General features: G+C 43.7%; 27 protein-coding genes and 2 tRNA genes. 8 read left to right on the forward strand and 21 right to left on the reverse strand.

Features of this window, described 5'->3' with window-relative positions:
- Positions 1 to 261 precede the first annotated feature (261 nt).
- From FHC48_RS19340 to FHC48_RS19350, 4 genes are all read right to left on the reverse strand, one after another.
- A complete protein-coding gene (locus tag FHC48_RS19340) occupies positions 262 to 903 on the reverse strand; it encodes a hypothetical protein (protein ID WP_145975700.1) in 642 nt (213 codons plus the stop codon).
- A gap of 103 nt (positions 904 to 1,006) precedes the next feature.
- Positions 1,007 to 1,810 carry a hypothetical protein gene (locus FHC48_RS23535; protein ID WP_259281180.1) on the reverse strand — a complete coding sequence of 268 codons (804 nt, stop codon included), beginning with the start codon at positions 1,808 to 1,810 and terminating at the stop codon, positions 1,007 to 1,009.
- A complete protein-coding gene (locus tag FHC48_RS23540) occupies positions 1,807 to 2,757 on the reverse strand; it encodes a hypothetical protein (RefSeq protein ID WP_259281181.1) in 951 nt (316 codons plus the stop codon). Before FHC48_RS23540 ends, FHC48_RS23535 begins: the two co-directional genes overlap by 4 nt.
- A gap of 863 nt (positions 2,758 to 3,620) precedes the next feature.
- Positions 3,621 to 3,732: transfer RNA gene (locus FHC48_RS19350), tRNA-Ser, on the reverse strand.
- A gap of 25 nt (positions 3,733 to 3,757) precedes the next feature.
- Between FHC48_RS19350 and FHC48_RS19355 the strand changes: the two genes are divergently transcribed.
- The 5 genes from FHC48_RS19355 to FHC48_RS19375 all read left to right on the forward strand — a co-directional run bounded on the left by FHC48_RS19355 (position 3,758) and on the right by FHC48_RS19375 (position 7,011).
- Positions 3,758 to 4,831, forward strand: coding sequence for a site-specific integrase (locus FHC48_RS19355; RefSeq protein ID WP_220420568.1), 1,074 nt, complete (start codon positions 3,758 to 3,760; stop codon positions 4,829 to 4,831).
- 9 nt (positions 4,832 to 4,840) lie between these two features.
- On the forward strand, positions 4,841 to 5,134 hold the full coding sequence (locus tag FHC48_RS19360) for a hypothetical protein (protein ID WP_259281182.1): 294 nt from the start codon (positions 4,841 to 4,843) through the stop codon (positions 5,132 to 5,134).
- Positions 5,135 to 5,151: 17 nt separating this feature from the next.
- Positions 5,152 to 6,120, forward strand: coding sequence for an IS5 family transposase (locus FHC48_RS19365; protein ID WP_074449071.1), 969 nt, complete (start codon positions 5,152 to 5,154; stop codon positions 6,118 to 6,120).
- A 158-nt stretch (positions 6,121 to 6,278) separates the two neighbouring features.
- Positions 6,279 to 6,797 (forward strand): hypothetical protein, encoded by a 519-nt coding sequence (locus FHC48_RS19370; protein ID WP_259281183.1) that lies wholly within the window; start codon positions 6,279 to 6,281, stop codon positions 6,795 to 6,797.
- Positions 6,784 to 7,011 (forward strand): antitoxin VbhA family protein, encoded by a 228-nt coding sequence (locus FHC48_RS19375; RefSeq protein WP_086512687.1) that lies wholly within the window; start codon positions 6,784 to 6,786, stop codon positions 7,009 to 7,011. The genes FHC48_RS19370 and FHC48_RS19375 overlap by 14 nt, the downstream gene beginning before the upstream one ends.
- Positions 7,012 to 7,183: 172 nt before the next feature.
- Here FHC48_RS19375 and FHC48_RS19380 read toward each other — a convergent pair whose 3' ends face one another.
- The 5 genes from FHC48_RS19380 to FHC48_RS19400 all read right to left on the reverse strand — a co-directional run bounded on the left by FHC48_RS19380 (position 7,184) and on the right by FHC48_RS19400 (position 11,498).
- A complete protein-coding gene (locus tag FHC48_RS19380) occupies positions 7,184 to 8,203 on the reverse strand; it encodes an NADP-dependent oxidoreductase (RefSeq protein ID WP_065801638.1) in 1,020 nt (339 codons plus the stop codon).
- On the reverse strand, positions 8,200 to 8,595 hold the full coding sequence (locus FHC48_RS19385; RefSeq protein ID WP_062793282.1) for a hypothetical protein: 396 nt from the start codon (positions 8,593 to 8,595) through the stop codon (positions 8,200 to 8,202). The genes FHC48_RS19380 and FHC48_RS19385 overlap by 4 nt, the downstream gene beginning before the upstream one ends.
- A gap of 2 nt (positions 8,596 to 8,597) precedes the next feature.
- On the reverse strand, positions 8,598 to 9,416 hold the full coding sequence (locus FHC48_RS19390) for an oxidoreductase (RefSeq protein WP_065801687.1): 819 nt from the start codon (positions 9,414 to 9,416) through the stop codon (positions 8,598 to 8,600).
- 132 nt (positions 9,417 to 9,548) lie between these two features.
- Positions 9,549 to 10,331, reverse strand: a complete 783-nt coding sequence (locus tag FHC48_RS19395; protein WP_065801639.1) for an SDR family oxidoreductase — start codon at positions 10,329 to 10,331, stop codon at positions 9,549 to 9,551.
- 75 nt (positions 10,332 to 10,406) lie between these two features.
- Positions 10,407 to 11,498, reverse strand: coding sequence for an alkene reductase (locus tag FHC48_RS19400; protein WP_065801640.1), 1,092 nt, complete (start codon positions 11,496 to 11,498; stop codon positions 10,407 to 10,409).
- A gap of 129 nt (positions 11,499 to 11,627) precedes the next feature.
- Between FHC48_RS19400 and FHC48_RS19405 the strand changes: the two genes are divergently transcribed.
- The gene (locus FHC48_RS19405) at positions 11,628 to 12,176 is read left to right on the forward strand and encodes a TetR/AcrR family transcriptional regulator (RefSeq protein WP_065801688.1); all 549 of its coding nucleotides are present in this window, start codon (positions 11,628 to 11,630) and stop codon (positions 12,174 to 12,176) included.
- A gap of 151 nt (positions 12,177 to 12,327) precedes the next feature.
- On the opposite strand, the gene FHC48_RS19410 is transcribed toward FHC48_RS19405, so the two are convergent.
- The 6 genes from FHC48_RS19410 to FHC48_RS19435 form a co-directional block, all read right to left on the reverse strand.
- Positions 12,328 to 12,540, reverse strand: a complete 213-nt coding sequence (locus FHC48_RS19410) for a hypothetical protein (RefSeq protein WP_001575475.1) — start codon at positions 12,538 to 12,540, stop codon at positions 12,328 to 12,330.
- Positions 12,541 to 12,609: 69 nt separating this feature from the next.
- On the reverse strand, positions 12,610 to 14,004 hold the full coding sequence (gene trbL, locus FHC48_RS19415) for a P-type conjugative transfer protein TrbL (RefSeq protein WP_220420569.1): 1,395 nt from the start codon (positions 14,002 to 14,004) through the stop codon (positions 12,610 to 12,612).
- Positions 14,005 to 14,006: 2 nt separating this feature from the next.
- Positions 14,007 to 14,180, reverse strand: coding sequence for a hypothetical protein (locus FHC48_RS19420; RefSeq protein WP_015965741.1), 174 nt, complete (start codon positions 14,178 to 14,180; stop codon positions 14,007 to 14,009).
- Positions 14,181 to 14,191: 11 nt separating this feature from the next.
- Positions 14,192 to 14,986: a P-type conjugative transfer protein TrbJ gene (gene trbJ, locus FHC48_RS19425; protein ID WP_001724243.1), complete on the reverse strand. Its 795-nt coding sequence runs from the start codon at positions 14,984 to 14,986 to the stop codon at positions 14,192 to 14,194.
- Positions 14,987 to 15,067: 81 nt separating this feature from the next.
- Positions 15,068 to 15,421, reverse strand: a complete 354-nt coding sequence (gene traJ / locus FHC48_RS19430; RefSeq protein WP_042201482.1) for a conjugal transfer transcriptional regulator TraJ — start codon at positions 15,419 to 15,421, stop codon at positions 15,068 to 15,070.
- A gap of 283 nt (positions 15,422 to 15,704) precedes the next feature.
- Positions 15,705 to 15,986, reverse strand: a complete 282-nt coding sequence (locus tag FHC48_RS19435) for a hypothetical protein (RefSeq protein ID WP_225526366.1) — start codon at positions 15,984 to 15,986, stop codon at positions 15,705 to 15,707.
- A 954-nt stretch (positions 15,987 to 16,940) separates the two neighbouring features.
- Between FHC48_RS19435 and FHC48_RS19440 the strand changes: the two genes are divergently transcribed.
- Positions 16,941 to 17,195, forward strand: coding sequence for a HigA family addiction module antitoxin (locus FHC48_RS19440; RefSeq protein ID WP_259281185.1), 255 nt, complete (start codon positions 16,941 to 16,943; stop codon positions 17,193 to 17,195).
- 54 nt (positions 17,196 to 17,249) lie between these two features.
- On the opposite strand, the gene FHC48_RS19445 is transcribed toward FHC48_RS19440, so the two are convergent.
- The 6 genes from FHC48_RS19445 to proB form a co-directional block, all read right to left on the reverse strand.
- The gene (locus FHC48_RS19445) at positions 17,250 to 18,995 is read right to left on the reverse strand and encodes a DUF2326 domain-containing protein (protein ID WP_220420571.1); all 1,746 of its coding nucleotides are present in this window, start codon (positions 18,993 to 18,995) and stop codon (positions 17,250 to 17,252) included.
- Positions 18,964 to 19,215, reverse strand: a complete 252-nt coding sequence (locus FHC48_RS19450; RefSeq protein WP_235837649.1) for an ABC-three component system middle component 6 — start codon at positions 19,213 to 19,215, stop codon at positions 18,964 to 18,966. Before FHC48_RS19450 ends, FHC48_RS19445 begins: the two co-directional genes overlap by 32 nt.
- Positions 19,184 to 20,164, reverse strand: coding sequence for an ABC-three component system protein (locus FHC48_RS19455; protein WP_220420572.1), 981 nt, complete (start codon positions 20,162 to 20,164; stop codon positions 19,184 to 19,186). Before FHC48_RS19455 ends, FHC48_RS19450 begins: the two co-directional genes overlap by 32 nt.
- Before the next feature lie 253 nt (positions 20,165 to 20,417).
- A tRNA-Thr gene (locus FHC48_RS19460) sits at positions 20,418 to 20,493 on the reverse strand.
- A gap of 111 nt (positions 20,494 to 20,604) precedes the next feature.
- Positions 20,605 to 21,858, reverse strand: coding sequence for a glutamate-5-semialdehyde dehydrogenase (gene proA / locus FHC48_RS19465; protein WP_059364037.1), 1,254 nt, complete (start codon positions 21,856 to 21,858; stop codon positions 20,605 to 20,607).
- A gap of 11 nt (positions 21,859 to 21,869) precedes the next feature.
- Positions 21,870 to 22,973: a glutamate 5-kinase gene (gene proB / locus FHC48_RS19470; protein WP_008501877.1), complete on the reverse strand. Its 1,104-nt coding sequence runs from the start codon at positions 22,971 to 22,973 to the stop codon at positions 21,870 to 21,872.
- A gap of 304 nt (positions 22,974 to 23,277) precedes the next feature.
- On the opposite strand from proB, the gene phoE reads away from it, so the two are divergent.
- Positions 23,278 to 24,330: a phosphoporin PhoE gene (gene phoE, locus FHC48_RS19475; protein WP_008501878.1), complete on the forward strand. Its 1,053-nt coding sequence runs from the start codon at positions 23,278 to 23,280 to the stop codon at positions 24,328 to 24,330.
- The last annotated feature ends 14 nt before the right edge of the window (positions 24,331 to 24,344 follow it).

Genomic DNA, 24,344 nt, shown 5'->3' on the forward strand with positions numbered 1-24,344 from the left:
CGAGCGCTGAACAAAATGACGAAAGCAGGTATGCCTGAAAGCGTGCGTATTGCCTGAAAACACAACCCGCTACGGGGGAGACTTACCCGAAATCTGATTTATTCAACAAAGCCCCCCAAAAGTACCCCCATAAGATTTTCTGCTTCACCACCAGATCACAAAAAAGCTTTAGCGTGATATTCACACGCTCACGAGGTACCTATTAGGTTGAAACTCTAAGTTACAGAAGACACCAAGAGTTAAGAAGGCTCAAGGCATTTGTTACAAACTTTTCCAAATGCCATCTTCACGGATTAATACCTTGATATCAAGGATATCTTCAGGTTGAACTGGTACGAACTGATAACCATCTTGATCGATTCGATAAACGTCAGGGTTCAATAGTGAATGATATGAGGACATAAGTATTTTACCCCAAGGATATTCAATAAATGTTTTAACTTTATGAGGATCTAAAGAACACCTTACAATCATTGACTTGCCAATTAAGTTTAATTTTGAGCCAATAGATTCATCAGGTTCGAAACACATATTAACTTGTTCTCCGCCATACATTTCTAGTAAAAAATCTGCACCTCTATTACTCAATGCTGTTTCAGTGAAATTGAAAAACACCCTCCCGTCTCTAACTGAACTTTGCTGATGGCTATAATATTTACACCAAACACTTTTCATGTACGTTAATTCAGCATCTGTAAAAAGGTATCCATGTTCTTTTAAGAAATCATCTCTTATTTCTTTACCACTCCTTATTGTTAACCCTTTATCTAAAATGCTTCCAGGTTCAGCTCTAGTATAGTGAATACCGACTATCTTGTTTTGCATACAGTATTCATTAATATCTCTCACTAACCCTCGGACATTATTGTTCTCCACTAACTCATCTGAAAATTCAGTAGACACACTAAGCTCCTTGATGCTATTTAGTCGCTCTATGTATTCAAGTGGGAGCTCAAAAGGTTTACATAGGTCAATAGTTACCGCCACATCATTCTGTGTTGTTATTTTATTCATTTATATACTTCCCAATAAACCAGATAGACTGACCCACGTTAGATATTAATTGCTCACCCTTACGTAAGAATGAAATCCCTTCATCAATTCCTGCAAGTGTCAAAGCCTCCCCAATTTTCGAACTTGTAGGGTGTGCATCACCGAGTCTCATATCATACGCACCAACTATCGGCCCAAAAAACTTTCGCGCTTTTTCTTCTCCAATTTTCTGAGCTAAAATATTTTGCAGCAACTTATTAGAACCTAATTTCTCTTTATCCGCATGAGTAGATATCTTTCGAAGTTCCCGTATATTTAATCGTTCTGAAAATAGCCTTACAATATCTTTAGCCAACCGAAGTAAGGATGCTTGATCTCTGCTAGCAAATCTTGAGATAGTATTACTAGCCTCATTAACGTCAATATCATGTGAAAATAGTGAAACGCCGTACTTTTCCTTAAAAACATCTTCAAGCATTTTCATAACTTCAAAAAATAAAAATTCAACGGCATAAGTTTTAGCAGGCATTGCTCTAACCTGCGCAGACAAAAGTTCAGATGAAACCTTACCATCAGGAACGACGTTGTGTGCAGCCCAGACATGCTGCTCCCAGCTATCCAGACGAGCAATATCACAAGCGTAAACGGTAATTAAATCTGCTGCATTTAATCCAAAATGGACATGATTACGCGAAGCAGAAATTAAAGCACCTGTTTCAGCTGAAAACCATTTAATGGAAAATCCGCGAAAGCTTAAAAGTTCGTTTACGATGCTTGAACGAAACCATAACCAGCGGCCAACATCTTCACTATTCAAATTAGATGAAGCGAGCCGAGTTCCATCAGTTTCAACAATAAAATTTGGCAGGTTAGGATCTTCATCTCCACGTACTCGTTTACTAAAGCCTGGATGTTCAATTCAATCCACTCCTCCCGCCAGAACTCCCCTTCAATGCGAATACCTTCATATCCCCGACGATTGCCCTCCTTTTTTTCATAGGCAGTATTACTTTCATTTTCCGGCCCCATAACAGGAGCGTCATCTTCCTCATCAATATCTGTCCTCCATGCTCGAAGCATAGCCCAACTGCCACCGTAGACTTCGTCATTAGAACAAACGCTCAGTTGAAAACTACCGCCATCCCTCTGTTCTTTTAAATGATCTGGTAACTCACTGAATTCACTATTCTCAAGGGAAGCAATATTTATAATACGTTGTTTATAATATGATAATCGAAGGGACAAATTTCTTGCGGATAAATAATCATTTAGGAATTCACGTTTAATTTCAATTAAATTTGGTTCACCCTTATCATCAAAATACTCCCTAACCACCTCAACAAAATTTTCTTCGGGTCTTACCCAAACATTACCCTCTTTTACAAGACGTAGAGCAATTATCATATCAGGAATTAACATCCAAATATTCTTATCAATAACTGGCTGTGGATAATCAAAAACCAAGTGAATACCTAATGGTTCATTATCATTATACTCATACTGCTCAACAGGGGAATATCGTCCATCGCTATAGGCATATGGTTTGGTTTCTACAATGCCTAAATCGTTCCAGCTCAGTTCTTCAGCACGATCTTTTAAATCAACTGGAACGGCAATAGATCCGCATCCAAAAAAATCACTTTCATAGCCTATTTTATATACACAACCTTGCTCATTGGTTTTAGTTGCACGTAATGGCACCCAAGTCGCATTTGAATATCGACGCTGTGTCTCTTTTTTCTGAAGAATCCAATCTAATTTCATTGTGCCCCCCCAAACTAACAACAATTTTAAACCTCATACTAGTCAGTTTTATCATACGCAACTCACAAATTTCTTCATATTCACATTACTTCGCCCATACCAGAAAGTACTATCCACTTGATAGATATAGCATAAATAATTAGACAAGACTGTTTGAAGCAACTGTAACTTAGAGCGCCAACAGCCAAAAATCCCCGCTGGCGGTGCCGGTGAGTGACAAGTTTTGACAGGTGCAACTTAGGAGCTGTACCTGAAGTTTTCTAAAGCGGTAGCCGTTGACACTTTTCTGGTGAGGCATAACAAACCATAACAGGCTGACACCTGCCCTGCTTCGCATCAGGATTAACAAAAGTTAACAGCCAAGGCTCAACAAATCTCAACGCCAGCCCTTTACACTTCTGCTGTAGCTGCTGTTCGTAGCCGTCAGGATCCGTTAGGTTGGGTTGACACTTTTCCCATTTTCTCGCGAAAAAGTGTCAAGTTTGAGGGGCTGGGGGGTTTACAGTTTTTCGCCGTCCAGCAGGCAGAGCGCCCTTAATCTTGTTTTGCTCCAGTCATCCGGCGTATCGGGGTGCATTGTGGCAACGTAAGCCAGCTCAGAACGAAGAAACCGTAAAGCGCCCGCGGCACGGTCTTTACCATAGAAGCTGTGGGTTTCTTCATCCGGCCGGAAGAGAATCAGCAGTTGCTCTTCGGACTCGTGCTGAACATCAAAACCCAGCTCAGCGGCTGCTGCCTCTATCCGCTGGTTTAACTCAATACAGTTTCCGGGGCAGAACTGGACGAAGCTGGAGCCGTTCGCATACTCGCAGGACGAATTACAAGCAAAAATGGACGACTGGGGATGGTACTGGATGAAAAGATGGTGCCGATAATAGGAGTCGAACCTACGACCTTCGCATTACGAATGCGTAAATTGATCTTGTAAAATCAATACCTATCGAATTTAAATGGATTTTTTGCCACAATATTGCCACAGTTCGTTAGGAATCAGACAGAAATGGCGACTATACGCAAACGTGGTAACTACCAATGGGAAGCTCAAATCCGTAAACGAGGTTTTCCCTCTCAAACCAAAACCTTTAACACCAAAGTAGAAGCAGAAGCTTGGGCCAAAATGATCGAGTCAGAAATGGCGAGAGGAGTTTGGCTTAGCCGCAGCGAAGCGGAATCTACGACATTGTATGAAGCCCTAACGCGATATGAAAAAGAGATTGTTCCCGACAAAAAAGGGGCAGTGCAAGACCGATCATTGGTGCGGATACTAAAAGGCACTCAGCTGGCGAAAAACTATATGGCCAGCATCAGGAGTGCCGATGTCGCCAAGCTGAGAGATGAATGGTTGAAAATCTATGCCCCTGCAACCGTTTTAAGGCGTTTGGCCTTACTTTCTCATATATTCAACGTTTCGCGGAAAGAATGGGGCATGGAGAGCCTGCTGAACCCCGTAGAGGCCATTCGCAAACCTCAACCCAAGAACTCCAGGACCAGACGCCTGGAAGCGCTGCCTGTAGTTTCTGAGAAAACCGGTGTTACGTCAGGAAAGGAAATAGCCAACGAGATCGAACATATCATCGCCGCAACACATTCATTAGTATTGCCAGCAATCATTCTTCTGGCGTTAGAGACAGCCATGCGCCGTAGCGAAATCGCAGAGCTTCGATGGCGCTTTATCGATCTTGATCGGCGAGTTGCACATCTGCCGGATACTAAGAATGGTAATGCCCGCGATGTCCCTTTATCAACGAAAGCCATCACGATACTGTCCAGTCTCAAGGAACATTCTAAGCCAGCTGCTGATAAGGTTTTTGATATGCGTGCAGACGCGATTACCCGAGCTTTTGACCGAGCTGTAAAACGAGCCAGAGAACGATACGAGAAAACAAACTCATTATGTGATGAATCATTCCTTAAAGATTTAAGATTTCATGACCTTCGACATGAAGCAACTTCTCGACTTGCTGAAATTTTCCCTATGCATGAACTGACCAAAATTACTGGACATAAAGATCCAAGAATGCTAATGCGGTATTATCATCCAAAAGCTGAAGATTTGGCGTTAAAGTTGAAATAAGGACGTTGTATGGAATATAAAAATAAGTTGGTTGACGCATCATCCAAATTAAACAACCCTCAACTATTGGCTATAATATACTTAATACCTTTTGGATACTTGATTGTAGAAAACCCATTATGGCTAGAAAATATATACATTGCCGCTCCAATTTTTCTATCATCTATAGCTTTATTAACCAGTGTATACATAGGATATCGTGATTTATTAAATAAAGTGTTTAATAATACAGTGGTTAAGTGGGGCGTAACTGGCTTTACATATTCAGTATGCTTATGGATCGCAAAGGGCTTTGTTGAATAAATCGAACTTTTGCTGAGTTGAAGGATCAGATCACGCATCTTCCCGACAACGCAGACCGTTCCGTGGCAAAGCAAAAGTTCAAAATAACCAACTGGCCCACCTACAATAAAGCCCTCATCAACCGTGGCTCCATAACTTTCTGGCTGGATGATGAAGCTATTCAGGCCTGGTATGAGTCGGCAACGCCTTCATCACGGGGAAGACCTCAGCGCTATTCTGATCTCGCCATCACCACCGTTCTGGTCATTAAACGCGTGTTCAGGTTGACCCTGCGGGCTGCACAGGGTTTTATTGATTCCATTTTTACACTGATGAATGTTCCGTTGCGCTGCCCGGATTACACCAGTGTCAGCAAGCGCGCAAAGTCGGTTAATGTCAGTTTCAAAACGTTCACCCGGGGTGAAATCGCGCATCTGGTGATTGATTCCACCGGGCTGAAGGTCTTCGGTGAAGGCGAGTGGAAAGTCAAAAAGCATGGCCAGGAACGCCGCCGTATCTGGCGTAAGCTGCATCTCGCCGTTGACAGTAAAACACATGAAATCATCTGCGCTGACCTGTCGCTGAACAATGTGACGGACTCAGAGGCCTTCCCGGGTCTTATCCGGCAGACTCACAGAAAAATCAGGGCAGCATCGGCAGACGGCGCTTACGACACCCGGCTCTGTCACGATGAACTGCGGCGTAAGAAAATCAGCGCGCTTATCCCTCCCCGAAAAGGCGCGGGTTACTGGCCCGGTGAATATGCAGACCGTAACCGTGCTGTTGCGAATCAGCGGCTGACCGGGAGTAATGCGCGGTGGAAATGGACAACAGATTATAACCGTCGCTCGATAGCGGAAACGGCGATGTACCGGGTAAAACAGCTGTTCGGAGGTTCACTGACACTGCGTGACTACGATGGTCAGGTTGCAGAGGCTATGGCCCTGGTACGAGCGCTGAACAAAATGACGAAAGCAGGTATGCCTGAAAGCGTGCGTATTGCCTGAAAACACAACCCGCTACGGGGGAGACTTACCCGAAATCTGATTTATTCAACAAAGCCATCGCAAAGTTTAAACTTGACATAGCTTATGGTATAGCCCCAGAAAATCTTAATTACTCAACATTAGCTTATGCTTTCATGCTCTCATTTCCAATAGGAGCAATGATTTGTGCAACTACAGTCTATATATACATATTTTTGCGAGATGTATCCCCAGCAAAAATAGTAATATCATCTATGATTTCAGTATATATTGGAAACTTGGCTCAACATCATATACAGGTGAACAATCTTCCTGAAAAAATAATATTAATAGGACTCATAATTATGGTCCCCTATAACATGGTCAATCTAGCCAGTTCATTAGTTATTAAAAGGAAATTTAATTTTAATCGTTTAGTATCAGGCTTATCCCTTTTTGCTGTGTCAGTTGCTCTTTTTATTATTAGCATGACAGCAATGAAATATATTGAAAGATTTCAAGAAAAGTTTATTTTTCTTGATGCAAGAACATCTACGACATGTGGTAGCCCAGAAAGCAAATCTCTTTATATTGAAAAAAATGAAAATCAGTGTTATAAAATATCAGGAAATAAATTCTCGGAGTTAAGACTAACTCTTGTAGATAAAAACATCCCGAATATAAATAATAAGGGCACTTCAACTTATGAACAAAAATAACTCTGCTAATTCATTTTCTATAGAAGCAAGGAAAGAAGCTTTTCGGAGAGCTGAAGCCAGTCTTTTTTTATCAAGTAAAGATCCCAAAGGCTCCTCATTTTTTAATGAAATAAAAAATAAGGTAATCAATGGAGAGCTAACCTATGAAGAGGCAAAGAGAGAAGTGTTAAATCATCACATTGAACAATCTAAAAATAAAATTAAAAAAGGCTAACATCCAGTTAGCTGTATTAGCTCAGGCTCGAACTGACAGTTTGCGTAGGCAAAATGCAACCAAATCTGACAGTCTGCTTTGAGCGAAAAGCGGACATTCAGCAGCTCTTCCCTGAGGCTATAGACTCTTGTCATTTACTCTAAAAGTAGGCTGATAAAAATCACCGTTTTTTTCAATCTTGTATCTTAACGACAACTTTACCCTTCGCATGTCCTCCAGCAAGATAGGCAAGAGCATCCTTGATTGCGGCAAACGGGAAAACTTTGTCGATTACCGGGACGATATGTTCCGCTTCTATGAGCTTACTTATCTGTGTAAGTTGAGCGCCATCTGGCCTTACAAAGAGAAATGAATAGCTTAGGCTCCTCTTCTTTGCAAGACGTATGATTTTGCGGCTCATCAGGCCAAATAGAAAACGAAGAAAGAGGTTTAATTGTCGATCCCGAGCAAAAGCAGCATCTAACGGCCCGATGAGAGAAATAATCTTCCCGCCTGGCTTAAGAATTCGAGTGGACTTTTCTATCGTATCTCCTCTCACAGTGCCCAAAACAATATCATAGCCACTCAGCACATTTTCAAACTCCTGCTTTTTGTAATCAACCACTTCATCTGCACCAAGACGACTCACCCATTCGACATTGACTGAACTTGTTGTCGTTCCCACTTTTGCGCCAAGGTGCTTCGCCAACTGGATGGCAAAACTCCCAATTCCTCCTGAACCAGCCGGGATGAAAACCTTCTGTCCAGACTGCAAACAGGCTCTTTCTGTGAGCGCCTGCCAGGCGGTGAGGCTTACCATTGGGAGTGAAGCTGCCTGCACAAAATCGATATTTGCAGGTTTAATGGCCGCGAGACTTTCAGGAACAACGGCAAATTCGGCAAGAGAGCCTGTACCTCTATCGAAAATACTCGCGAAGATTTCGTCGCCTGGCTTGAAACGCGTCACCCGGCTTCCTGTTGCAATCACAATCCCGGAGAGGTCGCTACCCAGTGTTGCGGGCAGCTTAAAATGCAAAACCGGTTTGAAAATTCCGGTGGGGATCATGTTGTCAATGGGATTGAGGCCTACAGCGTAAACCTTAACCAGAATTTCGTCAGGACCGATGGAAGGATAATCTATGTTATCAAATCCCAACTCAGGAGATTTACCATAGCGTTTAAACGTAAACGCTTTCATTGTCTTCGTATTCATTTGTTGTTTATCCTGTCGATTTTCCGGGTGCCAATATTGCTGAGTAAAAAAGCGGTTCCCAGTAGCAGCTCGATAAATACTGCAAAAAGAATTTGCCCGTTAACATGTCCTTTGTACCATTCGAACAAGCCAGACACGGCTAACATGAAAGATATCGTGCTAATGCCGGTGGCCAGAGCATATCGGGTTGGAGAAGGCTCAGCATTCCTCGCTAAAACACACATTGCTCCTGTTCCAGCGAAGAATGCAGCAGAACGTCGGCCGAGCACATCGGTACCTGGTGTGCTTTCAATCCCCCACAAGGCGAGGAGCTGTTCCGGGAAAATCATCCATACCGTAGCGAGGATGAAAAACAACACTGATGCCAGGATAGCCAGTCGCGAAAATTTCATTTTTATTCTCTCGCATCAAGCTGAAGACTATTTCTCACTACCTTATCCAGGATTTTTGAGGGCGCGAATTTGAGAAGAAAATTCAGTTTAGCCGCCAGCGTTCCCGCGGTATAACGCACTTTTGGTCGTAAATCCTCAGCAGCTTTAACCACTACGTCCGCCACAACTTCCGGACTTTCCGCTTCGGCCATTGCTTTGCTCACCACTTTCGTCAGCTTAGCCCGGATAAGGTCATACTCTTCAAGCCTGGCATCCGGTTCGATATTATTGGCTTCAAACTCGGTCTTTATGTAAGCAGGTTCAATGACAGAAACCCGGATACCCTGCGTGCGCAGCTCGTGATCAAGTGCTCCTGTGTATCCTTCGACTGCATGCTTACTGGCAGCATAAAGAGCCACATACGGCAACGGAACGATACCGAGTATCGAACCAATGTTAATGATACGCCCGCTGCCCCGACGGCGCATATGAGGGACAACAGCACGTGTTAACCTAACGATGCCCAGAAAATTGGTGTCGAAAATAAGCCTGGCCTGATCGAGAGAGCTTTCCTCTGCAGCTGCCGGAGCGACCCCGAAACCCGCATTATTTACAAGAAGATCGATCCGCCCCTCCAGGCGCAGCAACTCATCAATGGCTGCCTCAACAGAGACGTCGTCCGTCACATCCAGCGTCAATAACGGAAAAGGATGTGTTCCCGCCAGCGCGCCACGCCGACTTGTGCCGTATACCGTAAAACCCGCAGCTAAAAGTTTAGTCGCTGACGCTTTGCCGATACCTGACGAAGCGCCTGTAACCAGCGCTACACGTTTTGTTGTCATACTGAACGAGACCTTTATGATTTGTTTGAGATTTCTCATAGGGAATGAGAAAACCTGCTATCAGGGCGTTATGTTTTATTTGCCCGTCTGCAAAACACCTAAAAGATTGTTCTGCAGAGGGCAACTCTTTACTTAACGTGTTTTATATCGCTCTGCGGCTTCATCTTGTTTGATGTCTGAAAGCAGAGCCTGACGGGAAGCATCGAGGGTCTCCCAGTGTGCAGCATTCTGTAAAGGCGGGATGGTGACGAGTTCGCGACGATCAAAACCCACCAGGGCTGCATCGACTAACTCACCTACTTCCATCATTTTGGCAAAGTTACTGATGTCGATACCCGCACGATCCCAAATTTCCGTGTACGTCCCGGCAGGCAGTACCGCCTGGATATAAATACCCTTAGATGACAGCTCCAGACTCATTCCCTGAGACAGGAAAAGCACAAAGGCTTTGGTTGCACCGTAAACCGTCATTGCAAATTCCGGAGCGAGCCCAACGATGGAACTGATATTGACGATAGAACCTTCACCCGCTTTTACAAAGCGTGGTGCTACTGCATTTGCCAGTCTCGTCAGTGCCGTGACATTAAGCGCGATTAGGCGTTCTATCGATTCAGGCGTCTGCTCTGTAAAACTCCCGTACTGCGCGATACCTGCGTTATTGATAAGAATACCGATCTGCTCGTCTTCACGCAGACGCGCTTCGATAGTCGCTAAATCGACCGCTTGCGTGAGGTCGGCTGGAAGAACATCGACAGAAATGCCATTTTCCCGTCGCAGACGATCGGCCAGTATCTCTAACTTTGCTGTGTCGCGGGCGACCAGTACCAGGTCATGTCCCCGACGGGCAAATCGTTCAGCGTAAACAGCACCAATACCTGTGGATGCACCCGTAATGAGAACTGAAGCGTTAGTCATAAGTTGCTCTTCTTTATTAATGTGTAAACTGATTCCGCAATGTGCGATTCAGGTCGAACCGTGATATTCACAGATCTACTTGCTGGTTCCGGTAAGCGACGGATAATCGGTGTACCCTTGTGCACCACCGCCATAAAGCGTTTCAGGATTAAGTGAGGCCAGCGGCGCACCCGTCTTCAGTCTTTCAACCAAATCCGGGTTGGAGATGAACGGACGACCGAAGGCAAACAGATCGGCTTTGCCTTGCTCAAGCTGAGTGGTCGCCAGCGCCAGGTCATAGCCATTGTTACCGATCCAGGTGTTGTTAAAGCGTCGACGTAGTGAGTCGTAGTCGAACGGTGATACATCGCGCGGGCCGCCCGTAGCGCCTTCAACCACGTGGAGATACACGATGCCTAATGCATTGAGTTGCTCAGCGAGGTAGTCATATTGAGGTTGCGGATCACTGCAAGAAATTGCATTAGCAGGAGATACCGGCGAAATGCGCACGCCGGTGCGTTCAGCGCCAATCTCATCTTTTACGGCAGCAGTGACTTCTAACAGCAGGCGAGCACGATTCTCGACAGAGCCGCCGTATTCATCTGTACGCTGATTAGCACCATCTTTAAGGAACTGTTCCAGCAGATAACCATTCGCACCATGGATTTCGACTCCGTCAAACCCGGCGGCAATGGCATTTGCAGCTGCCTTTCTGAAATCATCGATGATCCCCTTTATTTCCTCCACTTCCAGCGCACGTGGTTCAGAAACATCAGCAAAACCGTTGTTCACAAAGGTCTTCGTCTCAGCGCGGATAGCGGACGGTGCGACTGGTGCAGCGCCACCAGGCTGTAAATCGACATGCGAAATTCGCCCTACGTGCCAGAGCTGTACAAATATACGCCCACCTTTGGCATGGACTGCGTCAGTCACTTTGCGCCAACCCTCTATTTGAGCTTGCGTATAGATCCCCGGTGTATCCTGATATCCCTGCGCTTGTGGCGAAATCTGCGTGGCTTCGGTAATCAATAATCCTGCTGAAGCTCGCTGGGCGTAGTAAGTCGCTGCCAGTTCGCCCGGTACCAGCCCGGCACCAGCCCGGTTACGCGTCAGGGGGGCCATCACGATGTGGTTGGCAAGTGTTATGGGGCCAAGATCATAAGGTTGAAATAATGCCTGGTTCGTCATGTTTATCCGCCTGCAAATGATTGGTTGAGGTACTGATTTAATGATGATGATCATAATCTAAAAAGTCAACCGGTTTGATTATGATCATCATCAATGTATAATCAGGCTCTATTTGAAGAGGGTAGAAACGTGAAAGTGTCAAAAGAGCAGGTTCGCGAGAACAGGATGCGAGTTGTTGAAACGGCCTCAGAACTTTTTCGTGAGCGTGGTTACGATGGTATCGGGATATCGGAACTGATGTCTGAGGCAGGGTTAACTCACGGTGGCTTTTACAAGCATTTTGGTTCCAAGGCAGATTTACTGTCTGAGGCCATGAGCTGCGGCTTTATGCGATCCGCAGAAAAAACGGAGGGTGTTAATCGGGAAAAATTTATTGAATATTATCTCTCCCGACAACATCGTGATGACATGGGAAAAGGCTGCGTGATGTCGGCTCTGGGTACTGATGCAGCCCGTCAATCTGAATCAATCAAAGAGACGTTTGCGGCCGGAATTGAGCGGCAACTGGAAGTTTTAGGAACCGAAAATGGCACGCGCGCTGACTTAATAAATACCATCGCGCATCTTGTTGGCGCCCTGGTGTTGTCTCGTGCCTGTCCAGATAATTCCGCTCTTGCTAACGAAATTCTGGATGTTTGTCGCGCGCGTCTTATCAGTCATGACTCTTGTAAGGGATGAATTTTCTGGTAAAAGAATTTTGCTGTGCGGTGCATTTAAATAAGTTGCGAATGTCCGCTTCTGGCACAGAGCGGACTGTCAGCTTAGGTTAAGCCCTATGCAGTAAAAGTGTAAGATCAAGTTTGATCTAATACAAGTTAGCCTCTTTTCACTAGTGAGCCATTTTATAGTCCCTTAATGCATTTTTAAGTAACTCAGTTTGCTCATCAGCATCATCATAATTATAAATTCCGGTAGCAGAATAATACTCTTCGATGCATAGAATATTTATCAATGGTTCACAAATCTCTTTAATAAACTCCTTGTTGTTATCGGCAAAAATAATTTTTATTCCTTCCAAAACAAAGCTATTATAATCAGCCATTATCCACCTCCTTACAGGTGTTTAGTGGAAGCGTCAGTTAACGTTACCGCGCTAACTGACGCGTCTAAATCAAGATTTTTTACTGCCAGTTAAACTATCACCCTCAAACTCACCCTGTTCGTGGTTACTCTGACGATCGGCGGTGTGTTTACGTATTTGATTCGCTATTTCCCCACCAACGGTCTGTTGTGATTGGATAGAATTAGTACTTCCCTTCATCATCTGATACTCCGCAGCTCCATTAGACAGCCCGCTCGCCATGTGAGAAGCCATGCGGCCAGCTCGTGAGAATGATGAAGCAAACCCCTGGCTTCCTCCGCTGACGCTACCTGTATTGCTCCCTGCATAAGAACCACCGGAACCGCCTGATGGTTGTCCTCCAGAAGTATCTACGGAACCGGTATCTTCCTCGCCGCCAAATCCTCCACCTGAACCACCTTTATAACCAGAACCAGATTCTTCGGCCATCGCCGCTTGGGCAGATTCAAATGCTGCTTTTAGAGCGGAAGCACCACCACTGACTTGAGCTGTAGCGCTCATTGCCATTGCCCCAGCGCCACTGATTGCAGTAGTAGCAGCGCCAGTAATCATACCTGCTCCAAAACCACCGATCCCTTGTAAGGACGCTCCTCCAACAACGCCTGACAACAACAACGGTAATTTATTCGTCAATACTAAAAGAATAATTGACGCCAGAAGTAAAACAATAAGACTATTAAGATCAGGAATATCATTTTTAATAATAGAAAAATACTGATCTATAAATGACTGCCCAATCCCAATGATTAATGTCATCGCAAATAACTGAATACCAATCGATAATACTGTGCGTAAGTAATTTATTGCAATATCAGAAGTCCATTTCGAGCCACCAAACCCAAGCAAAATAACTCCTGCATAACACAACACCCATGCAGAAACTAACATTATTAGCATATTTATCGCGATAAGCGCCATTACTACTAATACTATTATCGCGACGGTTATCATAATGGTCGAAATCATTGGAGACCAAATTGATGCTGCTGAACTGACCTTTGTTAATATCACAAAAGCCATATCAACTATGCTGGAGGGTGAAATACCAGTACTTGTTCCTAAAGCATTTGCTGCAAGTTGTCTCATTGAGTTAATTATAGATTGTGATATGGCTGGGCCGTTGATTAAAAGATAATAAAAAAAACCAATCACGGCAAAAAAACGAACTATTTCTGCAAGTGCACTGATTAAACCTTCCCCTTGCATCGCAAACATACCAAATGTCCAAACCATACTTATTAATACCAGCCCCCAGAAGAGCCAATTTGCATAATCACCAATTACTAATGACCATGTACTGGCTACTTGCTGAAACTTATCTAATAACGTATCAAGTAATCCGCTACTATCTAATTGACCAGCATAAGCATTTACAGAAAACAAAAAAATCATTCCCAAAAAAGTGAGTTTGCTTACTATTCTCATAATTACCATTCTCGCTTAGGGCTAGGATTGTTATTACTGCGCAGGGCACATTTATCGTAGTTATGTTCGTTCAATTTATTCTCTGGCGTCGATAAACAATCTTCATCTTTTTTATCGCAAGAGCATAGAATCAATGGAATGATTAGAATAAAAATGACCAAAAGTTTATCTTTCATTCAGCTACCCCTCACCAAATTCGCTTCGGGCTTGGTGTGTTCTCGCCAGCTAACGCTTTTTCATCAGCTACTATTTGTTGGGCCTCTTTATCGGCCTGAGCCTGTGCCATTGTTGCTGCAGCGTTTTGTTGGGATACCAGAAGCGAGCGGATTTGCAGCAACTGGTTCGTTTGAGCACTGGCAAGCTGGTTAGCGGCCTGAATTGCTTCCATTTGCCCTTGTGCGCTGGTTGCCTGAGTTTGCAAATCTGCAAGGTTATCAGCATCGCTTTGCAGTGTTTCCTGCTGTTCGTCGAGAGCCTTAAACACGGCGTCATTGGCCTTTTTACGTGCCTCAGAACTGTTCTGCTCAGCTTTACGAAGTGCGCTAATTTCATCCGTAGTACATTCAACATTACTGTTAAAACACGGTGATGAGCGGTAGTAATTCACGTCCTGATAACGTTTCAGATATGAATCAAGACTTCCGGCTTGATTTTTGTAGTAATTAAGGGTGTCCTGCGCCTGCAACAATTTGTTGATGGTCGAATTGGCCTGATCCCAGATATAGGCAGCAGGTGCGACTGTATTTTTGAGCATGTTTTCATACTGCTGCAGCTGCGTCTGGTACTGCTGGATCTGTTTTGCCACAGCCTGAACGTTGTTGACTGCGCTGATTGTGGTCTGCACCACATTAGTACCATCGATTACAGGGATACCGGCTGTCGCCGGTAATGCCATGATGGACGCCAGGAAGGAAGCTGCTAATGATTTTTTAGCTGCTAAAATCCCTCTCAGTGATGAAAATACTCGGAGCATTAACTTCATTTGCCCACCTCAATTTTAACTGATTATTGATATTGAAAACTCGTACTTTTAACAGATACAGATATTTAGGAAACCATAAATTTATTTGTCCAAGATTCTATCCATAATATTTCTTAGTTCTTGTCTGGTTGATTCTATTTTAGCAAGCAACGTTTTTATCAATGAGGGTGGAAAATCAACTGTGCGTGGATCGTTAGCTAACCACAGTTTAAGTAACCCACCAAGTCGACCAAGATCAGCATTTACTCGGCTAAGCTCTACAACCTGTTCAATATCTACAATAGACTCAACCTGATAACCCATTGCTACTTTACGAATGAAACTTGCTACACTTAAGCCAGATGCTTCTGCATTTTCCTGGATTTGCGCTTTTTCATCTGGCAAACAATAAACTTTAATTGGTGTACTATTTTTTCTAGTCTGAGAAACGGTCATATCATTCTCCATACAGGCGGTAGCCGATCAGCCTCGCAGAGCAGGACTCCGTTGAGCAGCCCAGCTGCGAATAAGGGAAGGTAAAGTAGAAGCACCGTTTACGGTGGGCCTACTTTACATGTCCTGCCCCACTGTTGCCGTTGTATATCTGTGTACCCATTGTGTATTTCGGTGTAAGCAGTGTGTTTTCTTGATGTATTTCTGCAGGTTTATTCATATATTAAGTGTGTAATGCATGTGTTTTCTGAAAGGAAACTGATTTAAATACCAAACTTTAAGATAATTATTCTCTCGGTTTTATCTTCGGTGGCCTACCTCGTTTCTTTTGAACCATTTCAGCACGCTGCATTAAATCGCGGTTTTCCAACTCTGATTCAACAGAATTATCTATCCACTCTTTAACATCTTCTCGACGCCACAAAAGCCGCTTATTGCCAGGAAGACGGCATCTGGGAGGGAGGCATTTAGGATTCCGAGTTGCATCACTACGGATACTTTTCACTGTTTTCTTCAAAGCAAAAGCTAACTCTTCGACGGTTATAAGTTCAGGCATAACTGGTTTCATAGCAGAACCTATCTCTCAGAAAATATTTTCAGGATTTTAGCCGCTAAAATTTTAGCCGCTAAATTTTGCAAACCAACGTTAAGAATTGAGAATACCCAAAAATTATCACCTGAAATATTTCTGTCAACACCTCAACAGCCAGAGGAAATAAAAAACCACTGGACCAGCTCTATTTTTTTGTTCGTTTTTTGCGCAGCAATAAGGTTTTAATAAGTCTTTTAGTATTTTGGTTATATATATGGTTAAAGATCTGGTTAGAGAACAATAAAACAATAGCTAATCCGTTGTTTTATAATTAATTTAAAAAAAATGCACTACCTCATATGTCAATAATTTGCCCCTCATATGTCATGAAATGGCCCCTCATATGTCATAAACACAAAAAAACAAGCACAGGTTATAAACATAGTTACTAACAGAATTTGTTGATAAATACACAGGATATACGCAAAAAATATAAATTGTTTAGCTAAACAAAATAGCAATAAGATAAATGAAACAAAATGTAAATTATGGATTTTGGCTATAGTTACCCACAAAGGTTAGCTAACCTTTGTGGTATCTCATAATTATGAGAGTACCATCATTAACAACGGATATATCGAAACGAGTAACAGTAAATGCTCCTCGATGGCTTGTTTAGCAAAACAAATCTAAACTTTACTAAGTATGTATGAAGGACAAAACCTGCTCCCAAATAGAAAGGAATGGTCAATGGATAGGTGTTTTTGCTGCATCGCTACGCTACTCGCAATAAAACCAGAAAGATAGGAATACTAAACCCGACAGGTGAGGCCGGGCTTGAGTATTTGTAGCTTTGGGCGAAGGGGACATCCCACATTAGACGAAAAAATTCTATAATGAATTGTTGAGGTAAGCAATTAGGTATTATCTAAAACAAGTTATCGCTGATGTAAAAGTTGTTATCTAACAAGTAGAAAGGTGAGAATTGTGATGACAAAAAAGGCTGAACCAAGCACTGTAGGTGAAATACTTAATGAAGAATTCTTGAAACCTATGAATATGTCTTTATGTAAATTAGCAGAATTGACAGGAATGTCTAATAGTAGAATAAGAAAAATTATAATACATAATGATCCAATAAACATAAAAGAAGCATTATTACTTGCTGAAGTATTTCACACAGATCCGGATTTTTGGATAAACTTACAAAATTTTCATCATGACTGGCATCAAAAATGTAACTGATATCAAAATCTGCCGTTAATAATGTGTATTATCAACGGCGTGCATTTAACAAGATTAATTATTCTCAATGCGGAATAATTTATTCTCTTGAGATAACTTCACAATGAAGTTTTTCTCGTCGCTCAATTCTTTTGGAAGTTTATCCTTCAATATAGATGCAACATACTGAATTTGAGATTTGTAACGTTCAACAAGATTAGCTATTCTGACCAGTTGATTGCCATGCATAAGTTCTTTTTTGTCATTTAACAAAAAATGAAAACAAGGAATGTTTTCTTCATCTGCAAATAAAATATATGCAATATCAAAACAAACAATTTCTCCTTGTTTTTTCCCTGAACTAAAATTGGTATTAAATGAACTGAATTTGTATATTTTTTTTCCTGTTTTGGATGCTGTAACAATATCATATTTCAAAGCATATTGTTCACCGTATAACTCTTGAGATACAGTTGAAAAATATTTATTGAACTTATTTACCTGAGATTGAACTTCTAGCTCAAAATCATCAGAAAATAAATTATTGTTAATAGCATCTACTTGAGCGTTTAACTCTTCGATATTCTTTTCAGTTTTTTCAATTTGGTTAATAATGGCTTCGAACTCACCTTTTTTTCGGTGTTTTTCATTCAATTCTAAGACTAATTCTTCAAGTTCATCAAACGAACCGCTTTTATTTATATTTTCAACTAGTTCTTTTTCTTTGACAAGAAGTGTAGTTAAATCTTCTTGAGTTTTACTAATCTCACTAGTTATTACAGGTAATTCTTTTGATATGAATTTAACTTTTTCTTCAACCATTTGGTTGTGGAAGGAAAGTAATGATTCAAATTTCACCTGAATATTCTTTATATTATTACTGGCTTCAGTATATAAATCTTTCAATTGATTAGTGTCAATTTCCATCTTGCCACTTTCAATATCTTTTACCGCCTCAACTATGAGTTCTTTCCGTAATTTAAGCTTACTTAATTTTGAACCTATAGTGCTCAATTGATACTTAATATCATCCAACGCATTGAGATCATTTTCAAAGTTAGGGTTGATATAGAAAGTAGACTTTTTCAGATCTAAATCATTAATTTCCGAAATCAATAATGCTAGTGATGTCTCATACGCTGTGCGAGTTTGTTTAGACTCCAACCTATTCTTGAAGGTTGTTTCCATTCGGATGCTAGCTAACAAATTTTGTTTAAGAGCTCCTTTTCCAAAATCACATCCAAGAAGAAATAAATGAAGGGTCTCATATTCATCATCACGAGTAAATGAGCTTAGTGTTCTCAGCGTATGGGTGACACTGAGTTCTTTATATCTTATATTATTAGATATTATTTGGGAAAAGGTAGGCTTATTACCATAATGGCCAGGAACTAATACGTCTGTTAACGTCTCTTCAAACTCTTCGATAGTTTTTTGTAGCCCATTAATTCTTCTGATACATTTTTTACGAGAGAGAAAATTTCGCTCAATGACGATGGTCTTAGCTAGCGGATCATCTAAATTCTCAACAAGTGTTAGGGTTATTAAAACCTCTGTTTCAATCAAGAAGTTTTTAACAAGTGTATATTCGCCCTTTTTAGTTTCTGGGTCAGTATAAATGCCTTTAGCATCTGCGCCTAAACAAAAATCGACTAACATTAATACTGTTGTTTTACCAACATTATTGCCAGTGGTTTTGGTTGACTCGATTGATGCCTCATCAACTGGCGTTTCATCAACGATCAAATTCAAACCAGCATGAAACTTTATTAAGCGTATAATCCCATCTTTATTGGCTATCTGGAGAGATTTTATGAACATATTCCAATTTCCCCTTTGGATTTAATTCAACTATTCCTGCTAGGTATAACCAGTCAAGAGATAAAACAAAAATTGATATAGACATTTCAATTTTTTTCTTTGTTTCGTAAAAAAGATCGATTAAATCAATTTCATCGAAACCTTTCAGCGCATCTATAATAAAACCGCCGTTATAATATAAGCTATCTTTAGGATGAATGTCCTTTGGTAACAGCATCATTCACTCCGTTAGGGTCTCTAAAAATTTTACAGCGTATGAACGCGTCAACTGCAAGTATACTAACACATAGTTCCAATTCCTCTAATGGTATTTGTGTAAAATTCGCACTTTTTCTGACCGTTTCTACAGAATCTTCAATTATTTTAAAAAATAGTTCATCACCAGTGTATTGAGAACTTAATTTAATAAAGATTGTTCTAAATGCAGATAAAACAGAAAGACTGGTGTTTCTCCCCATTTGATTGAACTCTGAATAAATACGAGAAACTTTGCCATGGTGAATTTTGTAATCATCAATAAGATATTCGGCCACATTCAAATTATTAAATGAAATTTTATCATTCACACTGAATGGTTGCGGAAAATCTGTAGTTTCAATATTAGAAAAATCTTCCTTTGCTAACGTATTTATAACAGCTGCGATATTAGTCTCAACTAGAACATCATCAGGTTCTTCTTGTAATTCGCTTTTAAGAAAGTTATGTATTTCTTTCTGCTTTGTTATATCAAGATGTAGGATGACATTAAGTATTGTTTTTACGTCATGGATATCTTTTTGGGGTATGAAGATTAAAGAATGTGGATTTTCGTATGTTTTAGTTCTTAAATCACTAGCGTCTCTTGAAATTGATATGAACTTGAATTGATGCCCTTGATATAGACTTAAATCTTTTTTTAAAGCCGATTCAATTTTTGTTTTAGTCGCGGTGGAAGAAACCTGTAAAACTATCTTACTATTCTTATCGATTAGATCTATGCCTTCAAAATTATGAGTTTCTTGATTTGTATTTTCTAGGGAATATCCGAATAGCAAATTAAAAAAGTACACATAAAAGTCTTCACAATGAAGATGATAGTCAAGTATATTTAACTTACCTCTTACTTCAATGCTACAACATAAAAATGTTAGCTTTCTCTCACATAAATTAAAATAAAGAGTTCTGTTCACAAATATTATCCTTAAGTTATCAATAATCCGATATTATGAACTCAGGTAGACCCGTAGAACCATCTAAAAATCTTACAACATCTATAGGCCGGTTCAAGCCATCATGAAAAGAGTTGCGATGTTTAGCTCATCTTTTCATTCAGAAAAAGGACTTTGCCACAATTTTGCCACACTCACAACGCGCAAAAACGCACGTAAGTGTTAAATAAGGCAAAACACTGCAACGGTAACTTGATGATCTTATAGGAAAAGATGGTGCCGATAATAGGAGTCGAACCTACGACCTTCGCATTACGAATGCGCTGCTCTACCAACTGAGCTATATCGGCCCTGAGAGGCCGGTTACGAATGTAACCACGGGGCAAAAGGTTAGATCTATCCGGGTGATGCGTCAATGCCCTTTTGAATCAAACGGCTATTTTTGCATCACCCGTGATTATTTACGCACGAATCGTATCGTCGCCGAAGCCGATCCACTTGTACGTGGTCAGCGCTTCCAGCCCCATCGGACCGCGGGCGTGCAGTTTCTGCGTGCTGACCGCCACCTCAGCGCCGAGGCCGAACTGGCCGCCGTCGGTGAAGCGGGTGGAGGCATTCACATACACCGCAGAGGAATCCACTTCGTTCACGAAGCGATCGGCATTGCGCAGCGTACGCGTCAGGATGGCGTCAGAATGCTGCGTGCCATGCTCACGGATGTGCGCAATCGCGTCGTCAAGATCGCTCACGATTTTCACGTTCAGATCCAGTGACAGGAACTCGTCGTCGTACTGCTCCGCGTTGACGGGAACGACGTTAGCCGGGCCATCCTGCAGCAGTGCGAGCGCACTGGCGTCAGCATGCAGCGTCACGCCGCTCTCTGCCATCTGTTTGCTCAGGGCCGGCAGGAAGGTGTTCGCTATGCCCTGATGCACCAGCAGCGTTTCCACGGTGTTACAGGTGCTTGGACGCTGGGTCTTCGCGTTCACGATAATCTTCAGCGCCGGTGCAATCTCAGCGCTGTCGTCTACCACGATATGACACACGCCAATACCGCCGGTGATCACCGGAATCGTCGACTGCTCGCGGCACAGCTTGTGCAGCCCCGCGCCGCCTCGTGGGATCAGCATGTCGATGTATTTGTCCATGCGCAGCATTTCGTTGACCAGCGCGCGGTCCGGGCTCTCAATTGCCTGCACGGCACCCGCTGGTAAGCCACACTCTTCCAGCGCCTGCTGAATGACTTTCACCGTCGCGGCGTTGGTGCGCCAGGTCTCTTTCCCACCGCGCAGAATAGCGGCGTTGCCGGTTTTCAGGCACAGGGAGGCGACATCCACCGTCACGTTTGGACGGGCTTCATAAATAACGCCGATAACGCCGAGCGGCACGCGACGGCGCTCCAGGCGTAAACCGCTGTCCAGCAGCCCACCGTCAATCACCTGCCCTACCGGATCGGCCAGATTGCAGACCTGACGAACATCGTCGGCGATGCCTTTCAGGCGGGCCGGGGTCAATGCCAGGCGGTCGAGCATCGCTTCGCTCAGGCCGTTGCGACGCGCTTCCAGTAAATCCTGCTCGTTGGCGAGCAAAATCTCCTGGGACTGAGATTCCAGATAATCAGCGATTTTTTCCAGCACGCGGTTTTTCTCGCGGCTGGAAAGGAGCGCCAGTTTGTAAGAGGCGGCCTTCGCGGCGACGCCCATTTGTTCCAGCATGTTCTGGCTCCTTAACGAATAATCATGTCATCGCGATGCACGGCAACCGGGCCATATTCATAGCCCAGAATGGCGTCGATCTGCTGCGAATGGTGACCCGCGATGCGGCGCAGGGCATCGCTGTTATAGCGGCTTACGCCGTGGGCGATGTCGCGACCTTCGAGGTTACGGATGCGGATCACTTCACCACGGGAGAAGTTGCCTGTCACGCTTTTAATTCCTTTAGGAAGTAATGAACTTCCTCGTTCCAGAATCGCGGCGGTCGCCCCTTCATCAACGACGAGTTCGCCCGCAGGCGGCGCGCCAAATATCCAGCGCTTTCGGTTTTCCAGCGGAGATTCCTGAGCGTGGAAGCGGGTACCAACGGAGATGCCTTCCATCACGTCGCCAATCACGCCAGGACGGCTGCCCGCGGCAATGATGGTGTCGATACCGGCGCGGCACGCCACGTCGGCGGCCTGCAGCTTGGTTCCCATGCCGCCCGTTCCGAGGCCGGACACGCTGTCACCGGCGATGGCGCGCAGCGCATCGTCGATACCGTGAACGTCGGTAATCAGCTCGGCTTCCGGGTTGGAGCGCGGATCGGCGGTGAACAAACCCTGCTGATCGGTCAGAAGCAGTAATTTATCTGCACCGGCCAGAATGGCGGCCAGCGCAGAGAGGTTATCGTTATCACCCACTTTGATTTCAGCGGTAGCAACGGCATCGTTCTCGTTAATGACCGGAACGATATTGTTGTCCAGCAGCGCGCGCAGGGTATCGCGGGCGTTCAGGAAGCGCTCTCTGTCTTCCATATCCGCACGCGTCAGCAGCATCTGCCCGACGTGGATGCCATAGATAGAGAACAGCTGTTCCCAGAGTTGAATGAGTCGGCTTTGTCCCACGGCGGCCAGCAGCTGTTTAGAGGCGATCGTCGCGGGGAGTTCGGGGTAACCCAGGTGTTCACGCCCGGCGGCAATCGCCCCGGAGGTCACAATTACAATACGATGCCCTGCGGCATGTAACTGAGCGCACTGACGTACAAGCTCAACAATGTGGGCGCGATTTAGGCGGCGCGATCCGCCTGTTAAAACACTGGTACCGAGTTTTACCACCAGCGTCTGGCTGTCACTCATGATTCTCTGCCGTTCAACGATAAGGGAAAGTAATGTCGAACGAACGTTTTAGCAGGAGTCAGCCCCGTTGCCAACTGCCTTAGCACATCGCGAAACACTTTGTTGCGCGGGCTCAGGAAGCGTAGCGGGAGAATTTGACACTTTTATTACCGAAATAATAAATCACAGTTTTTTAAAATTATTCTTAGTTTGTCATAAAAGTTTCATTCCAGAACGATAAAACCCTTCCTGTTTTTTCACGGGACTTAAGCATGAGCTTATCGTCCAGCGAATTTTTTAGCGCGTTTATAAGACAGGATCGAAAATGAAAAAGAGCACTCTGGCATTAATGGTTATGGGCGTAGTGGCTTCTGCATCCGTTCACGCAGCTGAAGTTTATAATAAAGATGGTAATAAGCTGGACGTGTACGGCAAAGTGAAAGCCATGCACTACATCAGCGATGATGCCACCAAAGATGGCGATCAGACTTACGTTCGTTTCGGTTTTAAAGGCGAAACCCAGATTAACGATCAGCTGACGGGCTATGGTCGTTGGGAATCTGAATTTGCGGGTAACAAAGCCGAGAGCGACTCCTCTCAGAAAACCCGTCTGGCGTTCGCGGGCCTGAAGCTGAAAAACTTTGGTTCTCTGGATTACGGTCGTAACCTGGGTGCGCTGTATGACGTCGAAGCATGGACCGACATGTTCCCTGAGTTCGGCGGCGACTCTTCCGCTCAGACCGATAACTTCATGACCAAGCGTGCGACCGGTCTTGCCACCTACCGCAACACCGACTTCTTCGGCGCGGTTGACGGCCTGGACATGACCCTGCAGTACCAGGGCAAAAACGAAAACCGTGACGCCAAGAAGCAGAACGGTGACGGTTTTGGTACCTCTCTGAGCTATGACTTCGGCGGCAGCGATTTTGCCGTCAGCGGTGCTTACACTAACTCTGACCGCACCAACGCGCAGAACCTGCTGGCGCGTGGTCAGGGGCAGAAAGCCGAAGCCTGGGCTACCGGTCTGAAATATGACGCGAACGATATTTATCTGGCAGCGATGTATTCAGAAACCCGCAACATGACGCCAATTTCTGGCGGATTTGCCAATAAAGCGCAGAACTTTGAAGTCGTTGCACAATATCAGTTCGACTTCGGTCTGCGTCCGTCCCTGGGTTACGTCCAGTCTAAAGGCAAAGATATCGAAGGTATTGGTGACGAAGATCTGGTGAAATATATTGACGTTGGCGCGACCTATTACTTCAACAAAAATATGTCCGCGTTTGTTGATTATAAAATTAACCAGATTGACGACGATAATAAACTGGGCGTGAGCAGCGATGATATCGTTGCCCTGGGTATGACCTACCAGTTCTAAGATTATCCGAATAA

This window comes from Enterobacter sp. EC_50, from assembly GCF_019584525.1.
Lineage (GTDB): Bacteria > Pseudomonadota > Gammaproteobacteria > Enterobacterales > Enterobacteriaceae > Enterobacter > Enterobacter roggenkampii.